Source organism: Pantoea sp. UBA7232 (genome assembly GCF_002473195.1).
Taxonomy (GTDB): domain Bacteria; phylum Pseudomonadota; class Gammaproteobacteria; order Enterobacterales; family Enterobacteriaceae; genus Pantoea; species Pantoea eucrina.
Genome location: NZ_DKTK01000007.1, coordinates 112,339 through 134,482 on the forward strand (window position 1 = coordinate 112,339; position 22,144 = coordinate 134,482).

Below are 22,144 nucleotides of genomic sequence, written 5' to 3' on the forward strand. Positions count from 1 at the left end.
TTACCGCTACGTACCGCGTTTTATACGGAGGCTTTGATGAAACTGATAGGCAGTTATACCAGCCCGTTCGTGCGCAAAATTTCAGTTATTCTGCTGGAAAAGGGCATCGTGTTTGAGTTTATAAACCATACACCCTGGGCGGAAGATAGCCAGGTGCCCCACTATAATCCGCTGGGAAAAGTACCGGCTCTGATCGACGAGCGCGGATTAACCTGGTACGACTCTTCTGTCATTGCTCAGGTTATTGAGCTGCGTGATGAAGCACCCGCCCTGCTGCCTGATGATGCGCTGCGCGCGCTGCAGGTACGCCAGCTGGCAAAGCTGGCTGATGGTATTAACGACGCGGCGGTGACCATTGTGCGGGAACAGATGCGGCCTGGCGCGCAGCAGTCTGAAGAGGTGCTGCTGCGCAACCGTGAAAAAATCCAGCGCGGTCTGGATGCGCTGGAGGCGGCCGCGGCGAAAGCGGAGTTGATCAACACCGGCACACTGAATCTGGCGGATATCGCGACCGGCTGCATGATTGGCTATCTGAATTTCCGTCGCGTGCTGCCGAACTGGTGTGTAAACCGCCCGGCGCTGGTCAAACTGGCGGAAACCCTGTTTCAGCGCGAGAGCTTCGCGCGTACCGTGCCGCCGGCAGGTTAGACGGCAATAAAAAGGGACGATTGCTCGTCCCTTTCGCTACCGCATCCTGCTGCCGTTTACTGCAGCAGGGAAATATCTGCCACCTGCAGGAACAGCTGACGCAGCTGTGCCAGCAGCGTCAGACGATTCACGCGCACGGCATCATCTTCTGCGTTAACCATAACGTTGTCGAAGAAGTTATCTACCGCTTCACGCAGCTGTGCCAGCTCCACCAGCGCATCCTGATAGCGGCCTTCAGTAAACCAGGGCTGCAGCTTGTCGCTCAGCGCGGTGACGAAAGTCGCCAGCTGGATCTCCGCGTTCTCTTTCAGCAGCGATGCCTGCACGCTGTCGTTCAGCGGATCGCTGGCTTTTGCCAGAATGTTCGACACGCGCTTGTTGGCCGCTGCCAGCGCTGAGGCTGCCTCCAGCGTGCGGAAATGCGATACCGCTTTCATGCGCGCATCGAAATCTGCCGGACGGGTAGGACGACGCGCCAGTACCGCCTGAATGGTATCAACGCTGTGACCCTCTTCCTGATACCAGGTACGGAAGCGACCCAGCATGAAGTCGATCACCTCATCAACCACTTTCGCGTTGCTCAGCTTGCTGCCGTAGAGGCGCACGGCCTCTTCGGTCAGACTCTGCAGATCGAGCGGCAGATTCTTCTCGACGATAATACGCAGTACGCCCAGCGCGGCGCGGCGCAGTGCAAAGGGATCTTTGTCGCCTTTCGGATGCTGACCGATACCAAAAATGCCCGCCAGCGTATCCATTTTATCTGCAATCGCGACGGCACAGGCCACCGGGTTAGAAGGCAGCGCATCGCCAGCAAAGCGCGGCTGATACTGCTCATTGAGCGCTACCGCCACATCTTCCGCTTCCCCGTCATGACGGGCGTAGTGCATACCCATGACGCCCTGGGTGTCGGTAAATTCAAACACCATGTTGGTCATCAGGTCGCACTTGGAGAGCAGGCCGGCGCGGGTCGCGTGATTGACATCTGCACCAATCTGCGCGGCGATCCAGCCTGCCAGCGCCTGAATGCGGTCGGTCTTATCACGCAGCGTGCCCAGCTCTTTCTGGAACAGCACCGTCTCCAGACGCGGCAGATTATCTTCCAGACGCTTTTTACGATCGCTGTTAAAGAAGAACTCCGCATCCGCCAGACGGGGACGCACAACTTTTTCATTACCGGCCACGATCTGCTGCGGATCGCCTGACTCGATGTTGGTAACGAAGATGAAGTTCGGCAGCAGTTTTCCTTCCGGGCTGTAGACCGGAAAATATTTCTGATCGCCTTTCATGGTATAGACCAGCGCTTCCGCCGGTACTGCCAGGAACTTCTCTTCAAACGTTGCGGTCAGCACCACCGGCCACTCCACCAGCGAAGCAACCTCTTCCAGCAGGCTGTCGCTGAGATCGGCGACGCCGCCCAGCTGCTGTGCAGCCGCTTCCGCATCCGCCTTGATTTTTGCTTTACGCTCAGCGTAATCAGCCATTACCTTACCGCGCGCCAGCAGCTGCTGCGGATAGTGATCGGCGTGCTCCAGCGTAAACTCCGGCTCGCCCATAAAGCGGTGGCCGCGAATGGTGCGCGCTGACTGTACGCCCAGGATAGTGGCCGGGATCAGCTCCTCTCCCAGCAGCAGCGTCACGGTATGCACCGGGCGCACGAACTGGACATCGCTGGCGCCCCAGCGCATCAGTTTTGGAATCGGCAGCTTGCTCAGTGCGGTAGTGACCATTGCCGGCAGCAGCGCGCTGGCCTGCTCGCCCTTCACCGCGGCGCGATGCACCAGCCATTCGCCTTTATCGGTGCTCAGGCGCTCAGCCTGATCGACCGTGATGCCGTTGCCGCGTGCCCAGCCTTCAGCTGCTTTCGTCGGATTACCCGCTGCGTCAAACGCAGCCGCGACGGCGGGGCCGCGCTTCTCAATCTCGCGATCGGGCTGCGCCGCCGCCAGCGCTGCGACTTTCAGCGCCAGACGGCGCGGAGCAGCAAACCAGCTGACTTCGCCGTGCGTCAGGCCAGCGCTGTCCAGCTCGGCAGTAAAGTGTGCAGCAAAAGCTTCCGCCAGGCTGCGCAGGGCTTTCGGAGGCAACTCTTCGGTGCCAATTTCCACCAGGAAAGTTTTATCGGTCATGGCTGCCTCTTACTTATTACGGTTGCACATCGGGAAACCCAGCGCCTCGCGTGACGCATAGTAGGCTTCCGCCACGGCTTTCGTCAGGGTGCGAATACGCAGAATATAGCGCTGGCGTTCGGTAACGGAGATCGCCTTGCGCGCGTCGAGCAGGTTAAAGCTGTGGGCCGCTTTCAGAATGCGTTCATAGGCTGGCAGCGGCAGCGGCTTCTCCAGCGCCAGCAGCTGCTGCGCCTCTTTCTCATACTGCTCAAAACAGCTGAACAGGAAACCGACGTCGGCATATTCGAAGTTATAGGTCGACTGCTCTACTTCGTTCTGATGAAACACATCGCCGTAGGTGGTTTTGCCAAATGCACCGTCGCTCCAGGTCAGATCGTAGACGCTGTCCACGCCCTGGATATACATCGCCAGACGCTCCAGGCCATAGGTGATCTCACCCGTGACCGGCTTGCACTCAAGGCCGCCAACCTGCTGGAAGTAGGTGAACTGCGTCACTTCCATACCGTTGAGCCACACTTCCCAGCCGAGGCCCCAGGCGCCCAGCGTCGGGTTTTCCCAGTTATCTTCTACGAAACGAATATCGTGGATAGTGGGATCGATACCCAGCTCTTTCAGCGAGCCGAGGTAGAGCTCCTGAAGATTGTCCGGGTTAGGCTTGATCACCACCTGGAACTGATAGTAGTGCTGCAGACGATTGGGGTTTTCACCATAGCGTCCGTCGGTCGGACGACGTGAAGGCTGCACGTAGGCGCTGGCCATCGGCTCCGGGCCAATAGCGCGCAGGCAGGTCATCGGGTGTGAGGTGCCGGCGCCCACTTCCATGTCCAGCGGCTGGACAATGGTGCAGCCCTGGCGCGCCCAGTAATCCTGCAAGGTCAGGATCAGGCCCTGAAAGGTCTTGGTATCAAACTTTTGCATGTTGAATTCGCACGGGATACGGGTGAATTAAAAAGAGTTCGACAGTATACCCTTTGACCGGGCAATGTGCAGCCGGAAATCCTGAGGCTGTGCGGGTCGCGCGCGCTTTTGCCGCACAGAGGGCTCTGAATTACGGCGGCAGATGTTGTTGAGTGGCGGCACAGCGGCTACCCTTCCTCGCACCATCTGTACGCGAGGATCCCATGCCGCAAAAAATTAGCTGGATCGACAACTTACGTGCGGTCGCCTGCCTGATGGTGATCGTGATCCATACCACGACCTGGTATATCACCGGACCGATGGCGGTCACCGGCATAACCTGGGATGTGGCCAACCTGATGAACGCCGCCTCCCGCGTCTGCGTGCCGCTGTTCTTTATGATCTCAGGCTACCTGTTTTTTGGCGAGCGCAGCGCGCAGGCGCGACATCTGATACGCATTGTGCTTTGCCTGCTGTTCTACAGCGCGGTAGCGCTGGCGTATATCACCTGGCTGACACCGATCAGCGAAGGTCGATCCATCATGAAGCTGCTGCAGAAGCCGGTGTTTTATCATCTGTGGTTCTTCTTTGCGATTATCGGTATCTACCTGCTTTCGCCGCTGATACAGGTCAAAACGGTACAAAAACGCTATGTGGCGCTGCTGGTGGTTGTGCTGGCGGTGGTGGCAAACCCGAATACGGTCAGCCAGTCAGTGGGATCCTTTCGCTGGCTGCCGGTCAATCTCTATGTCAGTGGCGACAGCATCTACTACCTGTTGTACGCCCTGCTCGGACGCGCTATCGGCTGTATGGAGACGGGCGGCCGCCGGATCGGCTGGCTGGCGGGAGGCGTTTTTATCGCCTGCGTGCTGGGTATTGCACTCGGTACAAAGCAGCTGCTGCAAATCAACGGCGCCTTCAACGACACCTGGTATCTCTACTGCGGGCCGCTGGTCTTTATCGCGGCCATCAGCCTGCTGGTTCTGTTTAAAAACAGCCTGAACCAGCGGCCGCTGCCGCTGCTGGCGACCATTTCTCGCTATTCGCTGCCGGTATATGGTTTTCACGCGCTGTTTATTCACTATCTGCGTACTCACCACTATGACGATATGTCACGCCCCTGGCTCGATTTGCCGTGGGTGTTTGGCGTCACGCTGCTGGGCAGCCTGCTGCTGGCAAAGGTGCTGAAGCGCATCGATACGCGACAGCTGGTCAGCTGAAAGCGCTGACCGGCTCGCCAGAGTTCATCGCGCATTCTGGCTTTTACCGGTCAGTCAGCGTGCTCTGCCAGTCATGAAACAGCGTCAGCCAGTTTCTTACCGGCAGCTTTAGTTTTTGTCCGGTCCCGAAACCGTGCCCGCCCTGCTGGAACAGGTGCATTTCTGTTTTCACTTTATGCTCGCGCAGCGCGGCAAACATCAGCAGCGTATTCTGCGCTGAAGCCGTACCGTCATTCAGCGCGTGAACGAGAAACGTCGGCGGCGTACGATCGCTGACGCGCGCTTCCTGCGACTGCTGCAGAAGGGTCTGCGGGCTGATGTTTTTGCCGTACATGGCGGCGCGCGTGCCCGGATGTGTTACGCCATCCTTAAGCGACAGTACCGGATAGATAAGGGCAGTGAAGTCGGGACGGGCTGAGACGCTGTCCTGCGCATCCTGTGCCGGATAGTTATCAGCCTCTGGATCGTTACTGAGATTCGCGGCCAGATAAGCCCCTGCAGAAAAACCCATCACGCCAATACGATCGGCAGCAATATGGTATTGCGGGGCATTAGTCCGGATAAGCCGAAGTGCCCGCTGCGCATCCGCAAAGGCCGCCTGGCGATTCTGTGTGGTGCCGTCATGCGGCATACGATAAAGAAGAACGAAGGACGTATAACCCTGACGACTTAACAGCGTGGCGATATTAAGCCCCTCAAGATCTTTCATAATATAAGAAAATCCCCCACCGGGAATGATAAGCACGGCTGTGTGATTATTTTTTCCCGCAGGCGCTACATAAATCATTTCCGGCGAATTAACCTGCGTAACGGCACGATTATTATCAGCAGGATTTTTACTGAAATTAATAAATTTATTCTGTGTTATTTTTTCGCCCGGCCAGATAGGAATTTCCTTAGAGGCAAAGGCCAGCGGAAGATAAAGCAGTAAAAACGCGCTTATCAGGCGAAAAAGGATCATTCTTCTGGCTCCATATTATTAATAAAAACAGTTACAAACGCACTTTAGCCTCGGCCTTTTCTTTACCTCTGCGGATCGGCAACTCTCTGAAAAGGAAAAATATCAGCAGCAGAATTTGAAAATAGCAGAAAGCGGATGAATAATAATCCCGGCAGTAATCTGATAAAATACCGGGCCAGGAAAAATTAGACTTTTCTCATGTTTACCAAAACATAGCCCTATGTTATAAGTGCATTTTAAACTATAAGAATCTGTGACCATGGGAATTTACTGGATCATAAGTCTTAGCATGACTTTTGTCGCAATTGTCGAAATCATGTTAAGTAAAAATGAAAACACAGCACATATCAGGACGTGGCTTTATTTTATTGCTGTTGTAGTACTTTTTACTTTTGGCGGCATCCGTGGCCTGGGAACCGGCCTTGATGACTTCCAGTATCGCGACTTCTATGCACAGTTTCTCGATAAAATTATTATCGAGGGCTTCTGGCGCGCCGTGGTCGAGTTTCGCTATGAGCCTGCTATTTATGCGATTGCCGGTGCAACGCGCATTTTTACGGCCAATGCTGACATCTTTATCTTTGTTATCGCCTTCATCGCGGTATGCGTTAACGCGCACTACTTCCGCAAGCTGACGCCGCTGCCGCTGGTCGCGCTGGCCATCTACTCGGCGCACCTGTTTATCAACAAAGATATGAACCAGATCCGCTTTGGTCTCTGCTCGGCGTTTCTGCTCGGCTTTGTCTGGCATATGTCGCGTCGCAGTAAATCGGGTATGGTGACCACATTTCTGCTGTCGTTTTTCTGCCACGCAACGGCCGTTGTCGCGCTGCTTATTCCGATGGCGATGATTATCCGCAAAAACAAATATGTGCCGATTGCGATCGTCGTTATCAGCCTGCCGCTGGCCTTTATGGGAAGCTCGGCACTGATCTCCGCGCTCTCCAGCCATCTGGGTTCACTGGGCGACAGGGCCATGGGCTATGCCGATGCAGAGTCGCGCCAGGAGCAGGGTATTCTTACGCTCTCTAACCTGAAGAACATTGGCTTTGTCTTTATCTTCAGCTACATGCTGCTGAGTGATAAAATCAGAAACGCCGACCCGGCAAAATTTAACACTTACTATATTCTGGCGATTACGTTTGCCATCGGCAGTGGCCTGCGTATGGCGCTGCAGGACTACGCCTCTGGCGGCCGCCTGGCAAACTACCTGCTGCAGGTTGAACCGGTGCTGATTTCACTCTGTATCTGGGAAACCAAAAAGCTGAGAAAGGTCATCGCCGTAGCGATAACCGTGCTGATGGTGCTCTACTATCTCTACTATAACACCATGGCCAGTAAGCAATCGATCGTCGGCTACGAGGTGTCGCGCAGCTTCCAGCTGTTCCGTTAATCGTTAAAAACGCTAACCAACTGGTTAGCGTTTTTTATTTATAACCTCTTTTTTCCACCATACCAGGGAAATTCTGAATATTACGCCGCGCTTATACATCGCTTGATTTTTCTATCGTTTAAAACTCTAATAGTTTACCTCTGCCGCGGCAGAGCTTAACGCTTTTAATCAGAACACCATCCGATACAGGCGCTTTAATTATTATTACAGCGCGTTGTTATCCCATTAAAAAGAATGCTGATATGAACGAAAAAAATAATTTTGATATTGTCAGGCTTTCGCTTGCCTTTATCGTTTTGCTGGTACACTCAGCTGAAGTCACCAGAAATGCCGATATTCGTTTCCTTGCACATTATCTGAATAGCGATTTTGCTGTGAAAGGATTTTTTGCAATAAGCGGATTTCTTATTGCAAAAAGTTACTTAAGAAGCCGCTCGCTGAACTCTTATTTTATTAAGCGCGCCCAGCGCATCCTGCCCGCTTATATATTTGTGATTTTGATGTGTTTTACCATTGGCCTGTGTCTGACGACATTGCCGCTAATGGATTTTCTGAAACATCGTGAAACTATTAAGTATCTGGTGGCAAACTTTACCTTTCTGAATTTTATTCAGGCTTCACTGCCGGGTGTGTTTACCGATAATCCAAACCAGCCGATGGATGGCTCACTCTGGACGATCAAAGCGGAACTGACGCTCTATGTGCTGTTACCGTTTATCGTTCCGCTAATGAAGCGTAATCCGCTGAAAGTCTGGGGCGCCATTTTCATCATCTCCTGCGCCTGGTTCTTCTATTTCACCTCTGTCTATAGCGGCCCCAAAGCCGATACGCTGGCGAAGCAGTTTGTCGCCCTCTCCTCGTACTTTTTCTTTGGCAGCCTGCTGGCGATACACAAGCCCGCTTTTGATCGGCTGAAGCTGATTACGCTGGTGTCGATGGCGGCATGGCTGCTATGCAAACGCAGCGAGTATGCGTTTCTTATTGAGCCGGTCGCGTTCTCTTCAGTGGTGATTTTCTGCTGTACCAGCCTGTGTCGTGAGATAAAAATCAGCCAGTTTGGCGATCTTTCTTATGGCATGTACCTTTATCACTGGCCGATTATTCAGGTACTGCAGCACTTCGGCGTGTTCAGCGCCAACGCCTTTGCTGGCCTGCTGCTGACTATCGTCATCACTCTGGCGCTGGCGTGGACCTCATGGACCCTGCTGGAGAGCCGCTTCCTGAAACGGGCGCATCATACACCGCCTTCCATCGTACCACCGGCTGCTGCCCGCGACTGAATCAGCCAGCAGGCCACCTGCGGGTGGCCTGACCTGCGATGAGGTAAAAAGAAGGGTGCACGGCGTTAATAATCTGCCTGCTCATACTGCGCAATAACCGCCAGAGCCAGACCCTGGGCCGGCTCAAGGCGCTGCGCCAGAAAATGGAGCGTCGTATGCGCGTGGGTGAACGCCAGCGTACTGGCCTGCATCGTCTGCTGTACCGCCTCCCTGAAAACAGCTGAGCTGTTCCACGGCGCGTCAATAATGATACAGGCCGGGTTAACCAGCTGCATGACCTGACTCAGCGCAAAACCAAGATGCTCGCCCGCTTCGCTCATCAGCGGATTAAACAGTGAAGGTTCACTCTCACCCTGCTGCCAGCGCAGGCCCGGCTTGCGTTTGCTCAGCTGCTGCTGAATGGCGGGCTGACCGATCAGCGTCTCCAGGCACCCCCGGCGGCCGCAGCTGCAAAGCTGCCCCTCGCGCTGCATCCGCAGATGGCCGATTTCACCGGCGGTCCAGCTGCTGCCGGTATACAGCGCGCCGCGATCGATCAGCGCGCCGCCCACGCCCTCCGCAATACGCAGATAAAAATGGCTCTGCGCCTTACTGAGCTGCAGCTGCTGTACAGAGAGCAGCGCGGCTGCCTTGACGTTGTTGAGCACCAGCAGCGGCAGGCTGACGCAGCGTTGCAGCGGTGCCAGCACCGCCACGTTCTCCCAGCCAAGCGGCGCAGAGAAGTGCACAAAGCCGCGCTGTGAATCGATAATGCCCGGCAGACCAATCGCAATCCCTGTCAGCTCCGGATGCGCGGCGCATAATGTCTGACACACTTCAGCCAGTTCCTGCAGCAGCCGCTCCGGGGCGGCCGTTTCGGTGCGCCACGTCTGTTCCGCAATAACCTGTGAGAAGTAGTCGCGTACCTGCCAGTGGATCGTCTGTCGCGCTACCATGATGCCAGCGCTTTTCAGTTTTTCCGGCCGCAGGGCGATCTCAATTTTGGGCCGTCCTGCCGCCGTCACGCTGACCGGCCCCAGCTCGCGCACCAGCCCCTGCGCCAGCAGGTCGTCGATAATCAGTGAAACCGTGTTTTTGCTCAGATCCAGCGCCCGGGCGATGTCCTGACGGGAGGTGATGCGGGCGGAGCGCAGCTGCGCCATGACCCGCTTCAGATTATTCAGTCGAAGTACCGCTGGTCCTTTACCGGCTGCTTTCATGGCGCCTTCACCTGAGGATGAGATACGGTTCAGTTTAGCAGCCCGGCATCACCCGGGCGCGCAGGCGGCCGCGCAGTTTACCCGTTTCAGCTATCAATATTCATCACCGCGCACGCGGCTGCGGTAGCTCTCCCAGTCGAAGCGTACCCACAGGCTGTTTCCCAGCCGCATCCGGTCCATTACGCGCTCGCCCAGCAGGCTGTTCATTCCTGCCGGGTCAAGATTAGAGAGCATGCCGGTAGGGCGTTTTGAAGAGGAGCGCCGATCGACAATCTGATTAATAATCACTTTTTCGTAGCGCGATTCACTCTGCATGCCGATCTCATCGATCACCAGCAGATCAACCTTCGTAAGATCCTGCAGCAGCCGCTCTTCCGTGATATCGCTGCCGCCGCTGAACGTACCCTTCATGCTGGACATCAAATCGGCCACCGTCACAATCAGGACGCTCCTGCCGCGAATGATCAGATCATTCCCGATCGCCGCCGCCAGATGATTCTTTCCGGTGCCGGGACGGCCGGTAAACACAAAGCTGGCAATACTGTTCTCAAATCCGGCCGCGTACTCGCGCGCCAGCGCCAGCGCTTTGCGCTGCCCGTCATTCTCTACGCGATAGTTGTCAAAAGAGCAGTTCATATGCAGTTCGCGAATACCGGAGCGGCCCATAATGCGCTGCATCTTCATGGCGCGGTTCTCACGTACTATCGCTTCTGAGCGCAGACGGCCCTGCTCCTGATTCCACGCCAGCAGCTCAGCGCCATTTTTGAATTTTGGCTGCACCTCTTTCGGCATGATTTTTTTCAGGCGATTGAAAAGATCGGTTGGCGTTTTCATTACTCACCTCGGAAACCATCGGGAATATCGTAATCAGTATTGTCGATACGCGTAATATCGCGCTTTGGCTGGCCCCCATTGCCGGCACGATGCATCTGCACGCTGCGCGCCAGCTTCTGCTGCCACTGCACATGATGAAACGGCCGCCCTTCTGCCTGCCAGTAAGCTACAAAGGTAGCCAGCTCAGCGGGCGTCACCGGCTCGCTGAGCGCCACGCCCCATATGGCGGCCTGACGCTGAAAGTCGCTGTCGGGCTGCCAGCCCTGATACATGGCAAACTTACCCGCCGGGATAGCCAGCGCGGCGCTATCCGGCTGAAACAGAGTGTCATCCAGCGCGACATCGCTGGGCTGCCGGACTGCCGCCTCCAGCGCCAGCAGCGCTGCCAGGCGCTGCGGCGTCAGCGCATAAAAAGCGGGCACGTTATCCTGCAGCACGGCCAGCGTACCGTTATCGGCCTGGTGCAGTGCGGCAAGCGGATCGCGGCAGAAGCTGTCCAGCCCGGCCAGCGTTGAAGATAAGATTTTTACGGACATGAAGAGACCTGACGTTGAGCATTTCGGGGCGCCAGATAACCCGGCGCCAGAGAGACAGTGTACCTGTTTTAGCACCGGGGATCGTCATAAAAGGCAGGAATCAGCGTGCAGCGCGGCTCAGCACAGGCGAGACGCTATCGCGGGGCAGAGACGCCTGCGCCGTATGTGTCTGCGACAGATAACGCAGCGATGCGATAAGGCAGAGAGTGTAACCAAAGAGTTCGCAGCCCTCTTCGGCCATATTCTTCACGACCCGGTTATACCCCTCCATCATCAGCTGCTGCCAGAGCTGATGCATACCGAATAGCCGGGAAAACACCAGTATGGCCAGTAAGCCTGCGGCCATCATCTGCCAGCTGCGGTGCTGCAGCAGCGCAGCGAGACCAGGCAGGATCTGCGCCGGGGTACGCAGCGCCAGCGCCAGTGACGCGGCGGTGGTCGCGAGCGCAAACCAGAGCCAGGCACCGTGCCGGATAAGATCAAACAGATAATCGAGTTCGCGTATCAGCATGCAACTGTAGAATCCACCCACCAGAATCAGCGCGCTGCGCTGCTCAGGTCGCTGCGACGCGGCGCGGAAGAACAGCGCAGCAAGCAGAGTCAGCATCACGGCCTGCGTGATTTCAGTAAACGACGTTTCGTGTAATGCGTTGTGCATCCAGGCGACGTCGATATATACCATCGCCATACAGAAAACCAGAAGCAATCCACTGATGAGAAAGGCCGCCATCTCGCGGCTAATAAGAGTAATATGTTCACGCATTATAATGTAACCAAATGATAAAATAATTAGCGTGCTTAGTATATTTCACCCGACTTATCGCGCTTCTCATTTGGCGCCGGTTTTCAGCCTTGCCGCTGAACGTTCGTAGCAGAAACAGGGAGCAGAGCATGCAGCGATGTGGCTGGGTAACCGCAGATCCGCTTTACGTGCGTTATCACGACCGTGAATGGGGGGTTGCGCAAAGAGAAAGGCGCGCCCTGTTTGAGATGCTCTGCCTTGAAGGGCAGCAGGCGGGTCTCTCCTGGATCACCGTGCTGAAAAAGCGCGAAAATTACCGCCGGGCGTTTCATGATTTCGATCCGGCCACCGTCGCGCGAATGGACGAAGCGGATATCAGCCGTCTGATGCAGGAGAGCGGAGTGATCCGCCATCGCGGCAAGCTGGAAGCGATTGTGCAGAACGCACGCGCCCTGCTGGCGCTGGAAGCAGCAGGCGACGATTTTTCCCGCTTTATCTGGTCATTTGTGAACGATCGCCCCATTTTGCACCATTATGCCGATTACCGGCAGGCACCGGTCACTTCCGAACCGGCGATGGCGCTCTCTAAGGCTCTGAAGCAGCGCGGCTTCAAATTTATCGGTCCGACAATATGCCACGCATTTATGCAGGCCTGCGGGCTGATTAACGATCATCAAACCACCTGTTTCCGCCATCCCGATAATCTTTAACGCAAAAATTTACATTTTCAGATTCGGCCTCACGAATTTCCCCATCTTTGAACGGCATAATAGTGGCCTTCCGGGAGTGTTACCCATAAGTATATTGAGGGACTGATGATGAAAAAACGTGCTCTGACGCTGGCCTTGTTTGTAAGCGGCAGCCTTGCGCTGTCGGGTTGTACTACCAATCCTTATACCGGCGAATCGCAGGCGGGTAAGTCCGGAATTGGTGCGGGTCTGGGTGCCGTGGTCGGTGCCGGAGTAGGCGTGCTCTCCTCCTCTAAAAAAGATCGTAAAAAGGGCGCGCTGATTGGCGCGGCATCCGGTGCGGCGCTGGGCGGCGGCGTGGGGTATTACATGGATGTTCAGGAAGCGAAACTGCGCGACAAAATGCGCGGTACGGGCGTCAGCGTAACCCGTCAGGGCGACAACATTGTTCTGAATATGCCAAACAATGTCACCTTTGACTCCAGCAGCGCAACGCTGAAAACGGCCGGCGCCAACACCCTGAGCGGCGTGGCTATGGTGCTGAAAGAGTATCCAAAAACCGCCGTTAACGTTGTCGGCTATACCGACAGCACCGGTTCACGCGCGCTGAATATGCGTCTGTCGCAGCAGCGTGCCGAAAGCGTGGCCAGCGCACTGGTGCTTCAGGGCGTAGCGCAGAATCGCCTGCGCACGCAGGGCATGGGACCGGATAACCCGGTTGCCAGCAACAGCACTGAAGAGGGCAAAGCGCAGAACCGTCGCGTTGAGATCACCCTCAGTCCGCTGAACTAAACAGCCTGCCGGCCTGCACCCGCAGGCCGGTTTCTGACACTTTCCGGAAATAACTGGAAACCATTCCAGAAAACAGTATATACTGCCCCCGCTCTCTGAAGACTACACTGGCTTATACCAGCGTGACAAAAACTCAACCGGTCGGATACGCCCATGTCACTCAAAGCGATCGCTGCCGCCCTTGGCCTCTCTGTTACCACCGTCAGTCGCGCGCTGAACGGCTACGACGACGTGGCGGAATCAACCCGGCAACGCATTCAGGATGAAGCACGCCGTCGCGGTTATCGGCCAAACATTGCGGCACGCCGTCTGAAAACCGGCCGGGCAAACGCCGTCGGGCTGGTATTACCCGTCAGTACCGCCTCGCTTAACGACAGCTACTACAGTGAAATGCTGCTGACGCTGGATCGGTGCCTGGCGCGTCAGGATATCGACCTGCTGCTGCTGCCGGATAAACCGCGCGATCAGCAGCGCAATTTATTGCGCATGCTGCGCAGCGGCGCACTCGATGCGCTGATCGTTACCCATACCACTCCGCACGACGCCCGCCTGGAGCGCCTGCAGCAGAAAGGGTTTCGCTTCCTTACCCTCGGCCGCAGCGAGCTGCCGCAGCCCTACGCCTGGTTTGACTACGATAACTACGCGGGGGCGCAGCTGGCGGCGCGGCACGCCCTGCAGCAGGGGCTGACGCGGCTTGCCTGGCTCGGTACCGATGAGCCGGGCACCTATATCCTCGATCGCCGCCGCGGCTTTCTCGATACGCTGCGGGATGCCGCACAGCCTGCAGAATTTGTTGCGGCACTGCCGCCTACCCGCCGTGCCGGACTGCAGCAAACGCTCGCCTGGCTGCGTCACCCTGCGCCGCCGCAGGCCATTATTACCGACTGCAGCACGCTCGGCGAAGGTGCAGCCATTGCGCTCCAGCAGCAGCAGCGGCTCTCCGGTGCGCGTGCGATCGCGCTCTACGTCTATGACGGTCTGCCCCATGACTCGATTATCGACCATCCGGTTAATGTGATCCTGCAGATCTCTCAGCAGCGCATCGGCGAATGTGTGGCGGAGATGGTGCTGCAGCTGCTGGCAGACAGGCCGGTCACCGAGCTGCAGACACTCTGGCAGCCGGTTTTGCGCCTGGCCGCTGACGCCTGATGATGGCGCGCCGCGCGTGCTGTGATAGTCTTCGCCTGATTTAACTTTTCAGGAATATGCAATGAAAACCAGGCCGCCACGCGCCACAATCAGCGATGTTGCCCGCACGGCAAATACAGGTAAAACCAGTGTTTCCCGCTATCTGAACGGGGAAGAACATCTCCTTTCGCCCGATCTGAAAACCCGTATTGAGCAGGCGATTGACGCGCTGAATTATCGTCCCAGCCAGATGGCCCGCGGCCTGAAGCGTGGCCGTACGCGATTAATTGGCCTGATCATTGCAGATATCACCAATCCCTATTCCGTGGATGTGCTGAGCGGCATTGAAGCAGCCTGCCGCGCCCGCGGATTTACGCTGCTGATGTGTAACACCAACAATGAGGTCGATCTGGAGCAGCACTATCTGCAACTGCTGAGCAGCTATCAGGTTGAGGGCATTGTAGTTAACGCGGTCGGTATGCACGAAGTGGTACTCAACCGGCTGCAGCAGTCAATGCTGCCAATGGTATTGATCGACCGTAAAATTCCTGAGTTCGCCTGCGATGTTGTCGGGCTGAATAACCAGGAAGCAGCCTGCAACGCCACGCGTCATCTGCTGGATAATGGCTATAACGCCCTGCTGTTTCTCAGCGAGCCGCTGGGCAGCGTCAATACCCGCCGCGAACGCCTGCGCGCCTTTTTTGCCACCGCAGGTGCCGCGCCGGACGCCATCGCGGAGAATGCGGAAGTGCCGCTGCACCAGCCAGAACCTCTGGATCGGGCGCTGCTGGACTTTTATCAGCGGCATGCCGGCAGACGCGTTGCCGTGGTAGCTGCCAACGGTGCCCTGACGCTGCAGGTGGCACGGGCGCTCCAGCGCCTGGAGCTGGTCTGGGGTAAAGATATCGGCCTGCTGGGGTTTGATGAACTGGAATGGGCGGCGCTGGCCGGCGTCGGCATTACCACGCTGCGTCAGCCCACCTGGCAGATTGGCTATGCGGCGCTGGAGCAGGTGATCACCCGTATTGACGGCAGCGATGCACCGATACGGGATCAGGTGTTTTCCGGCGAGCTGATCGTGCGCGGGTCGAGCCAGCCGCTGCGCTGATACCGGAACCTGATGCTGACTTCGTGAGCAGGATCATAAATCCGCAGTCTGCGTCTTTCCTTTGGAACCGGTTCCATCTAACGTTTTCTCAACGATTGGGAGGCAGTTTGGTGCCCGGAGAGACGTGATGAGACCAGAAATTATTGTAGTGACCGCCGCCTACGGCGCGCATAAAATTGCCGAGCTTGGCGGGCAGAGCCGCCTGCTGCCGCTGATCAAAGCGGCTGGCGCTGACGGCGTTGAGATTCGCCGCGAGCTGTTCAGCGACATTGAGCTGCAGCAGCTGCCGGAGCTGGGCCAGACGGCGCGCGAGCAGTCGCTGCAGGTCAGCTACTCCGTTCCGGAATCGCTGTGGCTGGCAGATGGCGCACTCAATCCACGGCTGGCACAGTTTTTCCATGAAGCGGAGCAGCTCGGCGCGCAGCGGCTGAAACTCGCTATTGGCCACTTTGTTCAGCTGGCTGACCGGCAGCTGGTAGAGATTCTGGCGTCAACATCCGTGACGCTGGTGATTGAGAACGATCAGACCGCTGACAGTACGCTGGCGCCCATGCTGCGCTTTTTTCACCACGCCTGCGACGCCGCCCTGCCGCTGGATATGACGTTCGATATGGGGAACTGGCTCTGGACCGGCGAGGATGCGCTGCAGGCTGCTCATCAGCTCAGCCGCTACGTCAGCTATGTGCACGTTAAAGCGGCCGTTGCGCATCGCGACACGTTCCGGGCGATCGCCCTTGATGATGCGGATGAGAGCTGGCGCACGCTGCTGCACGCCCTGCCCGCAGATGCACCGCGCGGTATTGAGTTCCCGCTGGAAGGCGGCGATCTGCTGGCGGTAACCCGCCACTATGTTGACCTGCTGCGTGCCGCCTAAGGAGCCTGCCATGACACAACCTTCTCAACTTGATGTCGTCACCATTGGCGAAGCGATGGCGATGTTTATCGCGCAGCAAACCGGCGACCTTGCGGCAGCAGAGCGCTTTATCAAGCGTATTGCCGGCGCCGAACTGAACGTTGCCATCGGTCTGGCACGTCTTGGCCTGCAGGTTGGCTGGGTCAGCCGCGTCGGGGATGACAGCTTCGGGCGCTTCACGCTGCAGCAGCTGGCAAAAGAGAGCGTTGATCACCGCTGTGTGACCACGGATGCCCGCTACCGTACCGGCTTTCAGCTGAAAGCGCGCGTCGACGACGGCTCCGATCCGGAAGTGGAATATTTCCGCAAAGGATCGGCGGCAAGCCACCTCTCGCCGGACGATTTTAATCCGGACTATTTTGGCAGCGCGCGCCATCTTCATCTGAGCGGCGTGGCCGCTGCGCTCTCTGATTCATCGCTGGCGCTGCTGCACTATGCGGCACAGACAATGCGGGCGCAGGGCAAAAGTATCTCTTTCGATCCCAATCTGCGTCCGGTGCTGTGGCGCAGCGAAGCAGAGATGCGCCAGCAGCTTAATGCGCTGGCAGAGTATGCCGACTGGGTGCTGCCGGGTGAAAAAGAGGGCTATATCCTGACCGGCTATCGCCAGCCGGAAGCAATTGCTGATTTCTACCTCGATAAGGGCGTCAAAGCGGTGGTGATTAAAACCGGCTGCGACGGTGCCTGGTATAAAACGGCACAGGGAGAAAAAGGCGTGGTCGCCCCGGTGCTGGTCGACAACGTGGTGGATACCGTGGGCGCAGGCGACGGCTTTGCCGTGGGCCTGATCAGCGCCCTGCTGGAAGATAAAACGCTGCCGCAGGCGATTCTGCGCGGCAATAAGATCGGATCGCTCGCTATTCAGGTAGCGGGAGACAGTGAAGGTTTACCCACCCGCGCGGCGCTGGGTGATTACTGAGTTACTGCGCCGGCACGATACTACTTACCCTACAACACTATTATTCTGAGGCGCATCCACGGAATGTGCCCGCCTCAACCAGAGGAGTCACGCATGAAATCGCAGACAATCGCGCCAAAACGCTGGTGGTATATCATGCCCATCGTGTTTATCACCTACAGTCTGGCGTATCTGGACCGGGCGAACTTCAGCTTCGCCTCTGCCGCAGGCATTAATGACGATCTCGGCATTACCAAAGGGATGTCATCGCTGCTGGGCGCGCTGTTTTTTCTCGGCTACTTCTTCTTTCAAATCCCCGGTGCTATCTATGCCGAGCGCCGCAGCGTAAAAAAACTGATTTTCTGGTGCCTGATCCTGTGGGGCGGCTGCGCTTCGCTGACCGGGATCGTCAGCAATATTCCGATGCTGGCAGCGATCCGCTTTATCCTCGGCGTGGTGGAAGCGGCCGTGATGCCCGCGATGCTGATCTACATCAGTAACTGGTTTACCAAGTCGGAGCGTTCGCGCGCCAATACCTTTCTGATCCTCGGCAACCCGGTCACCGTACTGTGGATGTCGGTGGTGTCCGGCTATCTGATTAACGCCTTTGGCTGGCGTGAGATGTTCATCATCGAAGGTTTTCCGGCGGTGATCTGGGCTATCGCCTGGTGGTTCCTGGTGCAGGATAAACCGGCGCAGGCAAAATGGATGAGCGATGAGGAAAAAGCCGCGCTGCAGGCGCAGCTGCAGAAAGAGCAGGAAAATATCAAAGCGGTGCGGAACTACAGCGAAGCGTTTCGCAATCGCAACGTCATCATCCTTTGCATGCAGTATTTTGCCTGGAGTATTGGCGTATACGGCTTTGTGCTGTGGCTGCCTTCCATTCTGCGTAACGGCACGCAGATGGGTATGGTGGAAGCGGGCTGGCTCTCAGCGGTGCCTTATCTGGTCGCTACTATCGCCATGGTGGTGGTGTCGTGGGCGTCTGATAAAACGCAGAACCGGAAACTGTTTGTCTGGCCGCTGCTGCTGATTGGCGCACTGGCGTTCCTTGGCTCTTATCTGGTAGGTCCGGGCAATTTCTGGCTCTCCTATGCGCTGCTGGTGATTGCCGGCGGAGCGATGTATGCCCCTTACGGTCCGTTCTTTGCCATCATTCCGGAAATGCTGCCGCGCAACGTTTCGGGTGGTGCCATGGCGCTGATTAACAGCATGGGTGCGCTGGGTTCCTTTATCGGTTCATGGATTGTCGGCTATCTTAATGGAGCAACCGGCAGCCCGGCCGCATCTTATATCTTCATGGGTTCAGCCCTGCTGGTTTCGGTCTGGCTGACGCTGATCGTCAAGCCTGCCGCAAACAAAACGCCGCCGATTCACGGGGCGAAGCACGCCTGAAAGCGTAAGAGATGACTTCTCCGGGCGGCACCTGTCGCCCGTCACCTATTTCTACAGGAAGCGATTCATGAAACCTGCTGTGATCCTCTACAAAAGCCTGCCTGACGATCTGCGCCGCCAGCTCGATACGCATTTTCACGTTACCGAAGTAAAAGATGTTTCACCGGAAACGGTGCGCCAGCATGCGGACGCGTTTGCGCAGGCAGAAGGTATTATCGGTTCCGGCGGCAAAGTCGATGACGCACTGCTGTCGCAGATGCCGGCGCTGCGCGCCTGCTCCACCGTCTCCGTCGGCTATGACAACTTTAACGTTGACGCGCTGAATCAGCGCAAGGTGCTGCTGATGCACACCCCGACGGTCCTGACCGAGACCGTAGCGGATACCATGATGGCGCTGGTACTGAGCACCGCACGCCGCGTGGCCGAGCTGGATAAATGGGTTAAAGAAGGCAACTGGAAAAAGAGCATCGGTCCGGATCTGTTTGGCACCGACGTTCACCACAAAACCATGGGGATTTTAGGCATGGGCCGTATTGGCCTGGCGCTGGCGCAGCGCGCCCATTTCGGTTTTGGTATGAATATTCTCTATAACGCCCGTCGTCAGCATGAAGAAGCGGAGAACCGCTTTCAGGCCCGCGCCTGCGATCTGGAGACGCTGCTGAAAGAGAGCGATTTTGTCTGCATCAGTCTGCCGCTCACCGAACAGACGCACCATATGATTGGTGCCGCGCAGCTGCAGCTGATGAAGCCCGGCGCAATTCTGATCAACGCGGGTCGCGGCCCGGTGGTGGATGAGCAGGCGCTGACGGCAGCGCTGAAAGCGGGCACCCTGCTGGCTGCCGGACTGGACGTTTTTGAGGTAGAACCCGTTCCCGCTGAGGCAGAGATCCTTACCCTGCCAAACGTGGTGGCGCTGCCGCATATTGGTTCAGCCACGCACGAGACGCGCTACGGCATGGCCCGTGATGCGGTTGAAAATCTGATTGCCGCGCTGACCGGTACACCGGATAAAAACTGCGTTAACCCGCAGGTTCTGCGCTGACAGGACCGCTTTAGCCATTGCGCCCGCCGCAGGCGGGCGTTATGGTGGTTTTCTCCATTCGCTTTCACAAAATTTTTACTTCCTATGTCCTTTTCTCAGTTCGGCGACAAATTTACGCAACCCACCGGTATCTCCCGTCTGATGGAAGATATGGGAGAGGGACTGCGCACACCCGGCACCATCATGCTGGGCGGCGGTAACCCGGCACAGATCCCGGCAATGAACGATTATTTTGACCAGCTGCTGCTGCAGATGCATAAAGATGGCACGCTGAGCGAGGCGCTGTGCAACTATGACGGGCCACGCGGCAAGGCGCAGCTGCTGGCATCGCTTGCCACCCTGCTGAGCGAGCAGCTTGGCTGGCCTGTCACGGCGCAAAATATTGCGCTGACCAACGGCAGCCAGAGCGCGTTTTTCTACCTGTTTAATCTGTTTGCCGGACACCGCGCCGACGGCAGCAAAAAGCGCGTGCTGTTTCCGCTGGCGCCGGAATATCTCGGTTACGCTGACGCCGGCCTTGAAGAGGGGCTGTTTGTTTCAGCGAAGCCCACCATCGAGCTGCTGCCAGAAGGGCAGTTTAAATATCATGTCGATTTTGACCATCTGCCGCTGCATGAGGATATCGGGCTGATTTGCGTTTCGCGCCCGACCAATCCGACCGGCAATGTGGTCACTGACGATGAGCTGTTGCAGCTGGATGCGCTGGCACAGCAGCACGGCGTGCCGCTGTTGATCGACAATGCCTATGGCGTGCCCTTCCCCGGTATCATTTTCAGCGAAGCGCGGCCGCTGTGGAATCCCAACACCATTCTCTGCATGAGCCTCTCCAAGCTCGGCCTGCCTGGCGCACGCTGCGGCATCATTATTGCCGATGAAAGCACCATCAGCGCGCTGGGTAATATGAACGGTATTATCAGCCTGGCGCCCGGCAGCATTGGCCCGGCGCTGGCAAACGAAATGATTGTACGCGGCGATCTGCTGCGCCTCTCTGATGAGGTTATCCGGCCGTTTTATCAGGCTAAAGTGGCGGAAACGCTGGCAATCCTGCGTCGCTACCTGCCGGAAGATCGCTGTCTGATCCACAAGCCGGAGGGGGCAATTTTCCTCTGGCTCTGGTTTCGCGATCTGCCCATCACCACTGAAGTGCTCTATCAGCGTCTCAAAGCGCGCGGCGTGCTGATGGTGCCGGGCCACTTCTTCTTCCCGGGGCTGGAGCAGGCGTGGCCGCATACGCATCAGTGCATGCGCATGAACTACGTACCGGAAGCGGCGAAAATTGAGCAAGCAGTCCGGATCCTGGCGGAGGAGCTGGAGCGCGCGCTCCGCGAGGCCGAAAGCGTCACGTATCCCGCAGACGAGAACCGGGTTTAACCGCCCGAAACCGGCTACAGCCTGAGAACAGGAAGCCCTTATGTCCATGAAAGATATGCTGTTAGCGCTGTGCGTCGTTGTGGCGTGGGGCGTCAATTTTGTGGTGATCAAACTCGGGCTGCAGGGCATGCCGCCTTTTCTGCTGGCGGGACTGCGTTTTGCCCTGGTGGCGTTTCCGGCCCTGCTGTTTGTAAAGCGTCCGGCTATTCCGCTGCGCTGGCTGGTCATCTATGGCATGACGATCAGCTTCGGGCAGTTTGCCTTCCTGTTTTTAGCCATCAAGCTTGGCATGCCCGCCGGGGTAGCGTCGCTGGTGCTGCAGGCGCAGGCGTTCTTCACGCTGCTGCTGGGCGCGCTGCTGCTGGCTGAGAAGCTGCGCTGGAATCATATTACCGGCATCGTGATCGCGACCCTGGGGATGTATCTGCTCGCCAGCGCCGGTATGGCGGGCCAGACGGCAGGCGGCATTACCCTGACAACCATGCTGCTGACGCTGGCGGCGGCGGCCTCCTGGGGGCTGGGCAATATCACCAATAAAATCATTCTGCGCAATCACCGCGTACCGGTGATGTCACTGGTGGTGTGGAGCGCGCTGGTGCCGGTTATTCCCTTTTTCATCTGCTCCTGGTGGTTCGAAGGCAGCGCGCTGATCGTGCACAGCCTGCAGGGCATTTCACTACAGACTATTCTGGCGCTGATCTATCTGGCTTTCATCGCCACTATCATCGGTTATGGCATCTGGGGTCGGCTGCTGAGCCGCTATGAAACCTGGCGCGTCGCACCGCTGACGCTGCTGGTGCCGGTGGTGGGGATTATCAGCGCGGCCGTTGTGCTGGATGAAGCGCTGACCGCGCAGGAGCTGCTGGGCGCAGCGGTGATCGTTGCCGGTCTGCTGATCAATGTCTTTGGCGGCCTGCTAAGTCAGCGGCTACTCTCCCGCGCCTGATTCTGATCAAAAAAAACGCCGCA

Annotated in this window: 21 protein-coding genes; 14 read left to right on the plus strand and 7 right to left on the minus strand. The window is 57.1% G+C overall.

All coding sequences use genetic code 11. The features are described from left to right. The first annotated feature begins 36 nt into the window (after positions 1-36). Positions 37-648 (plus strand): glutathione S-transferase, encoded by a 612-nt coding sequence (locus B4056_RS07540; protein ID WP_071668235.1) that lies wholly within the window; start codon positions 37-39, stop codon positions 646-648. Between the two features lie 56 nt (positions 649-704). Here B4056_RS07540 and glyS read toward each other — a convergent pair whose 3' ends face one another. Further along, positions 705-2,774 (minus strand): glycine--tRNA ligase subunit beta, encoded by a 2,070-nt coding sequence (gene glyS / locus B4056_RS07545; RefSeq protein ID WP_039381608.1) that lies wholly within the window; start codon positions 2,772-2,774, stop codon positions 705-707. A gap of 9 nt (positions 2,775-2,783) precedes the next feature. Then, on the minus strand, positions 2,784-3,695 hold the full coding sequence (gene glyQ / locus B4056_RS07550) for a glycine--tRNA ligase subunit alpha (RefSeq protein ID WP_039381606.1): 912 nt from the start codon (positions 3,693-3,695) through the stop codon (positions 2,784-2,786). Positions 3,696-3,898: 203 nt separating this feature from the next. On the opposite strand from glyQ, the gene B4056_RS07555 reads away from it, so the two are divergent. Beyond that, positions 3,899-4,894 carry an acyltransferase gene (locus tag B4056_RS07555; RefSeq protein ID WP_039381604.1) on the plus strand — a complete coding sequence of 332 codons (996 nt, stop codon included), beginning with the start codon at positions 3,899-3,901 and terminating at the stop codon, positions 4,892-4,894. A gap of 43 nt (positions 4,895-4,937) precedes the next feature. On the opposite strand, the gene B4056_RS07560 is transcribed toward B4056_RS07555, so the two are convergent. Beyond that, positions 4,938-5,855 (minus strand): alpha/beta hydrolase, encoded by a 918-nt coding sequence (locus tag B4056_RS07560; protein ID WP_313110223.1) that lies wholly within the window; start codon positions 5,853-5,855, stop codon positions 4,938-4,940. Between the two features lie 289 nt (positions 5,856-6,144). On the opposite strand from B4056_RS07560, the gene B4056_RS07565 reads away from it, so the two are divergent. Further along, positions 6,145-7,248 carry an EpsG family protein gene (locus tag B4056_RS07565; RefSeq protein ID WP_223811801.1) on the plus strand — a complete coding sequence of 368 codons (1,104 nt, stop codon included), beginning with the start codon at positions 6,145-6,147 and terminating at the stop codon, positions 7,246-7,248. Positions 7,249-7,490: 242 nt separating this feature from the next. Continuing rightward, positions 7,491-8,528 carry an acyltransferase family protein gene (locus B4056_RS07570; protein ID WP_039381595.1) on the plus strand — a complete coding sequence of 346 codons (1,038 nt, stop codon included), beginning with the start codon at positions 7,491-7,493 and terminating at the stop codon, positions 8,526-8,528. Positions 8,529-8,593: 65 nt separating this feature from the next. On the opposite strand, the gene B4056_RS07575 is transcribed toward B4056_RS07570, so the two are convergent. The 4 genes from B4056_RS07575 to B4056_RS07590 all read right to left on the minus strand — a co-directional run bounded on the left by B4056_RS07575 (position 8,594) and on the right by B4056_RS07590 (position 11,860). Continuing rightward, entirely contained in the window at positions 8,594-9,727 is a 1,134-nt protein-coding gene (locus B4056_RS07575; RefSeq protein WP_094111892.1) for an ROK family transcriptional regulator, read from the minus strand. 93 nt (positions 9,728-9,820) lie between these two features. Beyond that, positions 9,821-10,561 (minus strand): DNA replication protein DnaC, encoded by a 741-nt coding sequence (dnaC, locus tag B4056_RS07580; protein WP_288654292.1) that lies wholly within the window; start codon positions 10,559-10,561, stop codon positions 9,821-9,823. Beyond that, positions 10,561-11,097: a primosomal protein DnaT gene (gene dnaT, locus B4056_RS07585; RefSeq protein WP_288654295.1), complete on the minus strand. Its 537-nt coding sequence runs from the start codon at positions 11,095-11,097 to the stop codon at positions 10,561-10,563. Before dnaT ends, dnaC begins: the two co-directional genes overlap by 1 nt. A gap of 100 nt (positions 11,098-11,197) precedes the next feature. After that, a complete protein-coding gene (locus tag B4056_RS07590; protein WP_113655844.1) occupies positions 11,198-11,860 on the minus strand; it encodes a hypothetical protein in 663 nt (220 codons plus the stop codon). Positions 11,861-11,988: 128 nt separating this feature from the next. On the opposite strand from B4056_RS07590, the gene B4056_RS07595 reads away from it, so the two are divergent. From B4056_RS07595 to B4056_RS07640, 10 genes are all read left to right on the plus strand, one after another. Further along, on the plus strand, positions 11,989-12,549 hold the full coding sequence (locus B4056_RS07595) for a DNA-3-methyladenine glycosylase I (protein WP_145339787.1): 561 nt from the start codon (positions 11,989-11,991) through the stop codon (positions 12,547-12,549). Between the two features lie 108 nt (positions 12,550-12,657). Beyond that, on the plus strand, positions 12,658-13,320 hold the full coding sequence (locus B4056_RS07600; protein WP_039381558.1) for an OmpA family lipoprotein: 663 nt from the start codon (positions 12,658-12,660) through the stop codon (positions 13,318-13,320). A gap of 153 nt (positions 13,321-13,473) precedes the next feature. Beyond that, positions 13,474-14,469 carry a LacI family DNA-binding transcriptional regulator gene (locus B4056_RS07605; RefSeq protein ID WP_094111888.1) on the plus strand — a complete coding sequence of 332 codons (996 nt, stop codon included), beginning with the start codon at positions 13,474-13,476 and terminating at the stop codon, positions 14,467-14,469. Between the two features lie 61 nt (positions 14,470-14,530). Beyond that, positions 14,531-15,556 (plus strand): LacI family DNA-binding transcriptional regulator, encoded by a 1,026-nt coding sequence (locus tag B4056_RS07610; RefSeq protein WP_039381552.1) that lies wholly within the window; start codon positions 14,531-14,533, stop codon positions 15,554-15,556. 127 nt (positions 15,557-15,683) lie between these two features. Then, positions 15,684-16,430 carry a sugar phosphate isomerase/epimerase family protein gene (locus B4056_RS07615; protein ID WP_039381548.1) on the plus strand — a complete coding sequence of 249 codons (747 nt, stop codon included), beginning with the start codon at positions 15,684-15,686 and terminating at the stop codon, positions 16,428-16,430. A 10-nt stretch (positions 16,431-16,440) separates the two neighbouring features. After that, positions 16,441-17,388 carry a sugar kinase gene (locus B4056_RS07620; protein ID WP_071668244.1) on the plus strand — a complete coding sequence of 316 codons (948 nt, stop codon included), beginning with the start codon at positions 16,441-16,443 and terminating at the stop codon, positions 17,386-17,388. A gap of 93 nt (positions 17,389-17,481) precedes the next feature. Continuing rightward, positions 17,482-18,762, plus strand: a complete 1,281-nt coding sequence (locus B4056_RS07625) for an MFS transporter (RefSeq protein WP_071668245.1) — start codon at positions 17,482-17,484, stop codon at positions 18,760-18,762. Between the two features lie 67 nt (positions 18,763-18,829). Next, complete coding sequence (gene ghrB / locus B4056_RS07630; RefSeq protein ID WP_039381539.1) at positions 18,830-19,804, plus strand: glyoxylate/hydroxypyruvate reductase GhrB; 975 nt, start codon at positions 18,830-18,832, stop codon at positions 19,802-19,804. 84 nt (positions 19,805-19,888) lie between these two features. Next, entirely contained in the window at positions 19,889-21,175 is a 1,287-nt protein-coding gene (locus B4056_RS07635; protein ID WP_094111887.1) for a valine--pyruvate transaminase, read from the plus strand. 40 nt (positions 21,176-21,215) lie between these two features. Next, a complete protein-coding gene (locus B4056_RS07640) occupies positions 21,216-22,121 on the plus strand; it encodes an EamA family transporter (protein ID WP_094111886.1) in 906 nt (301 codons plus the stop codon). Positions 22,122-22,144 lie beyond the last annotated feature (23 nt).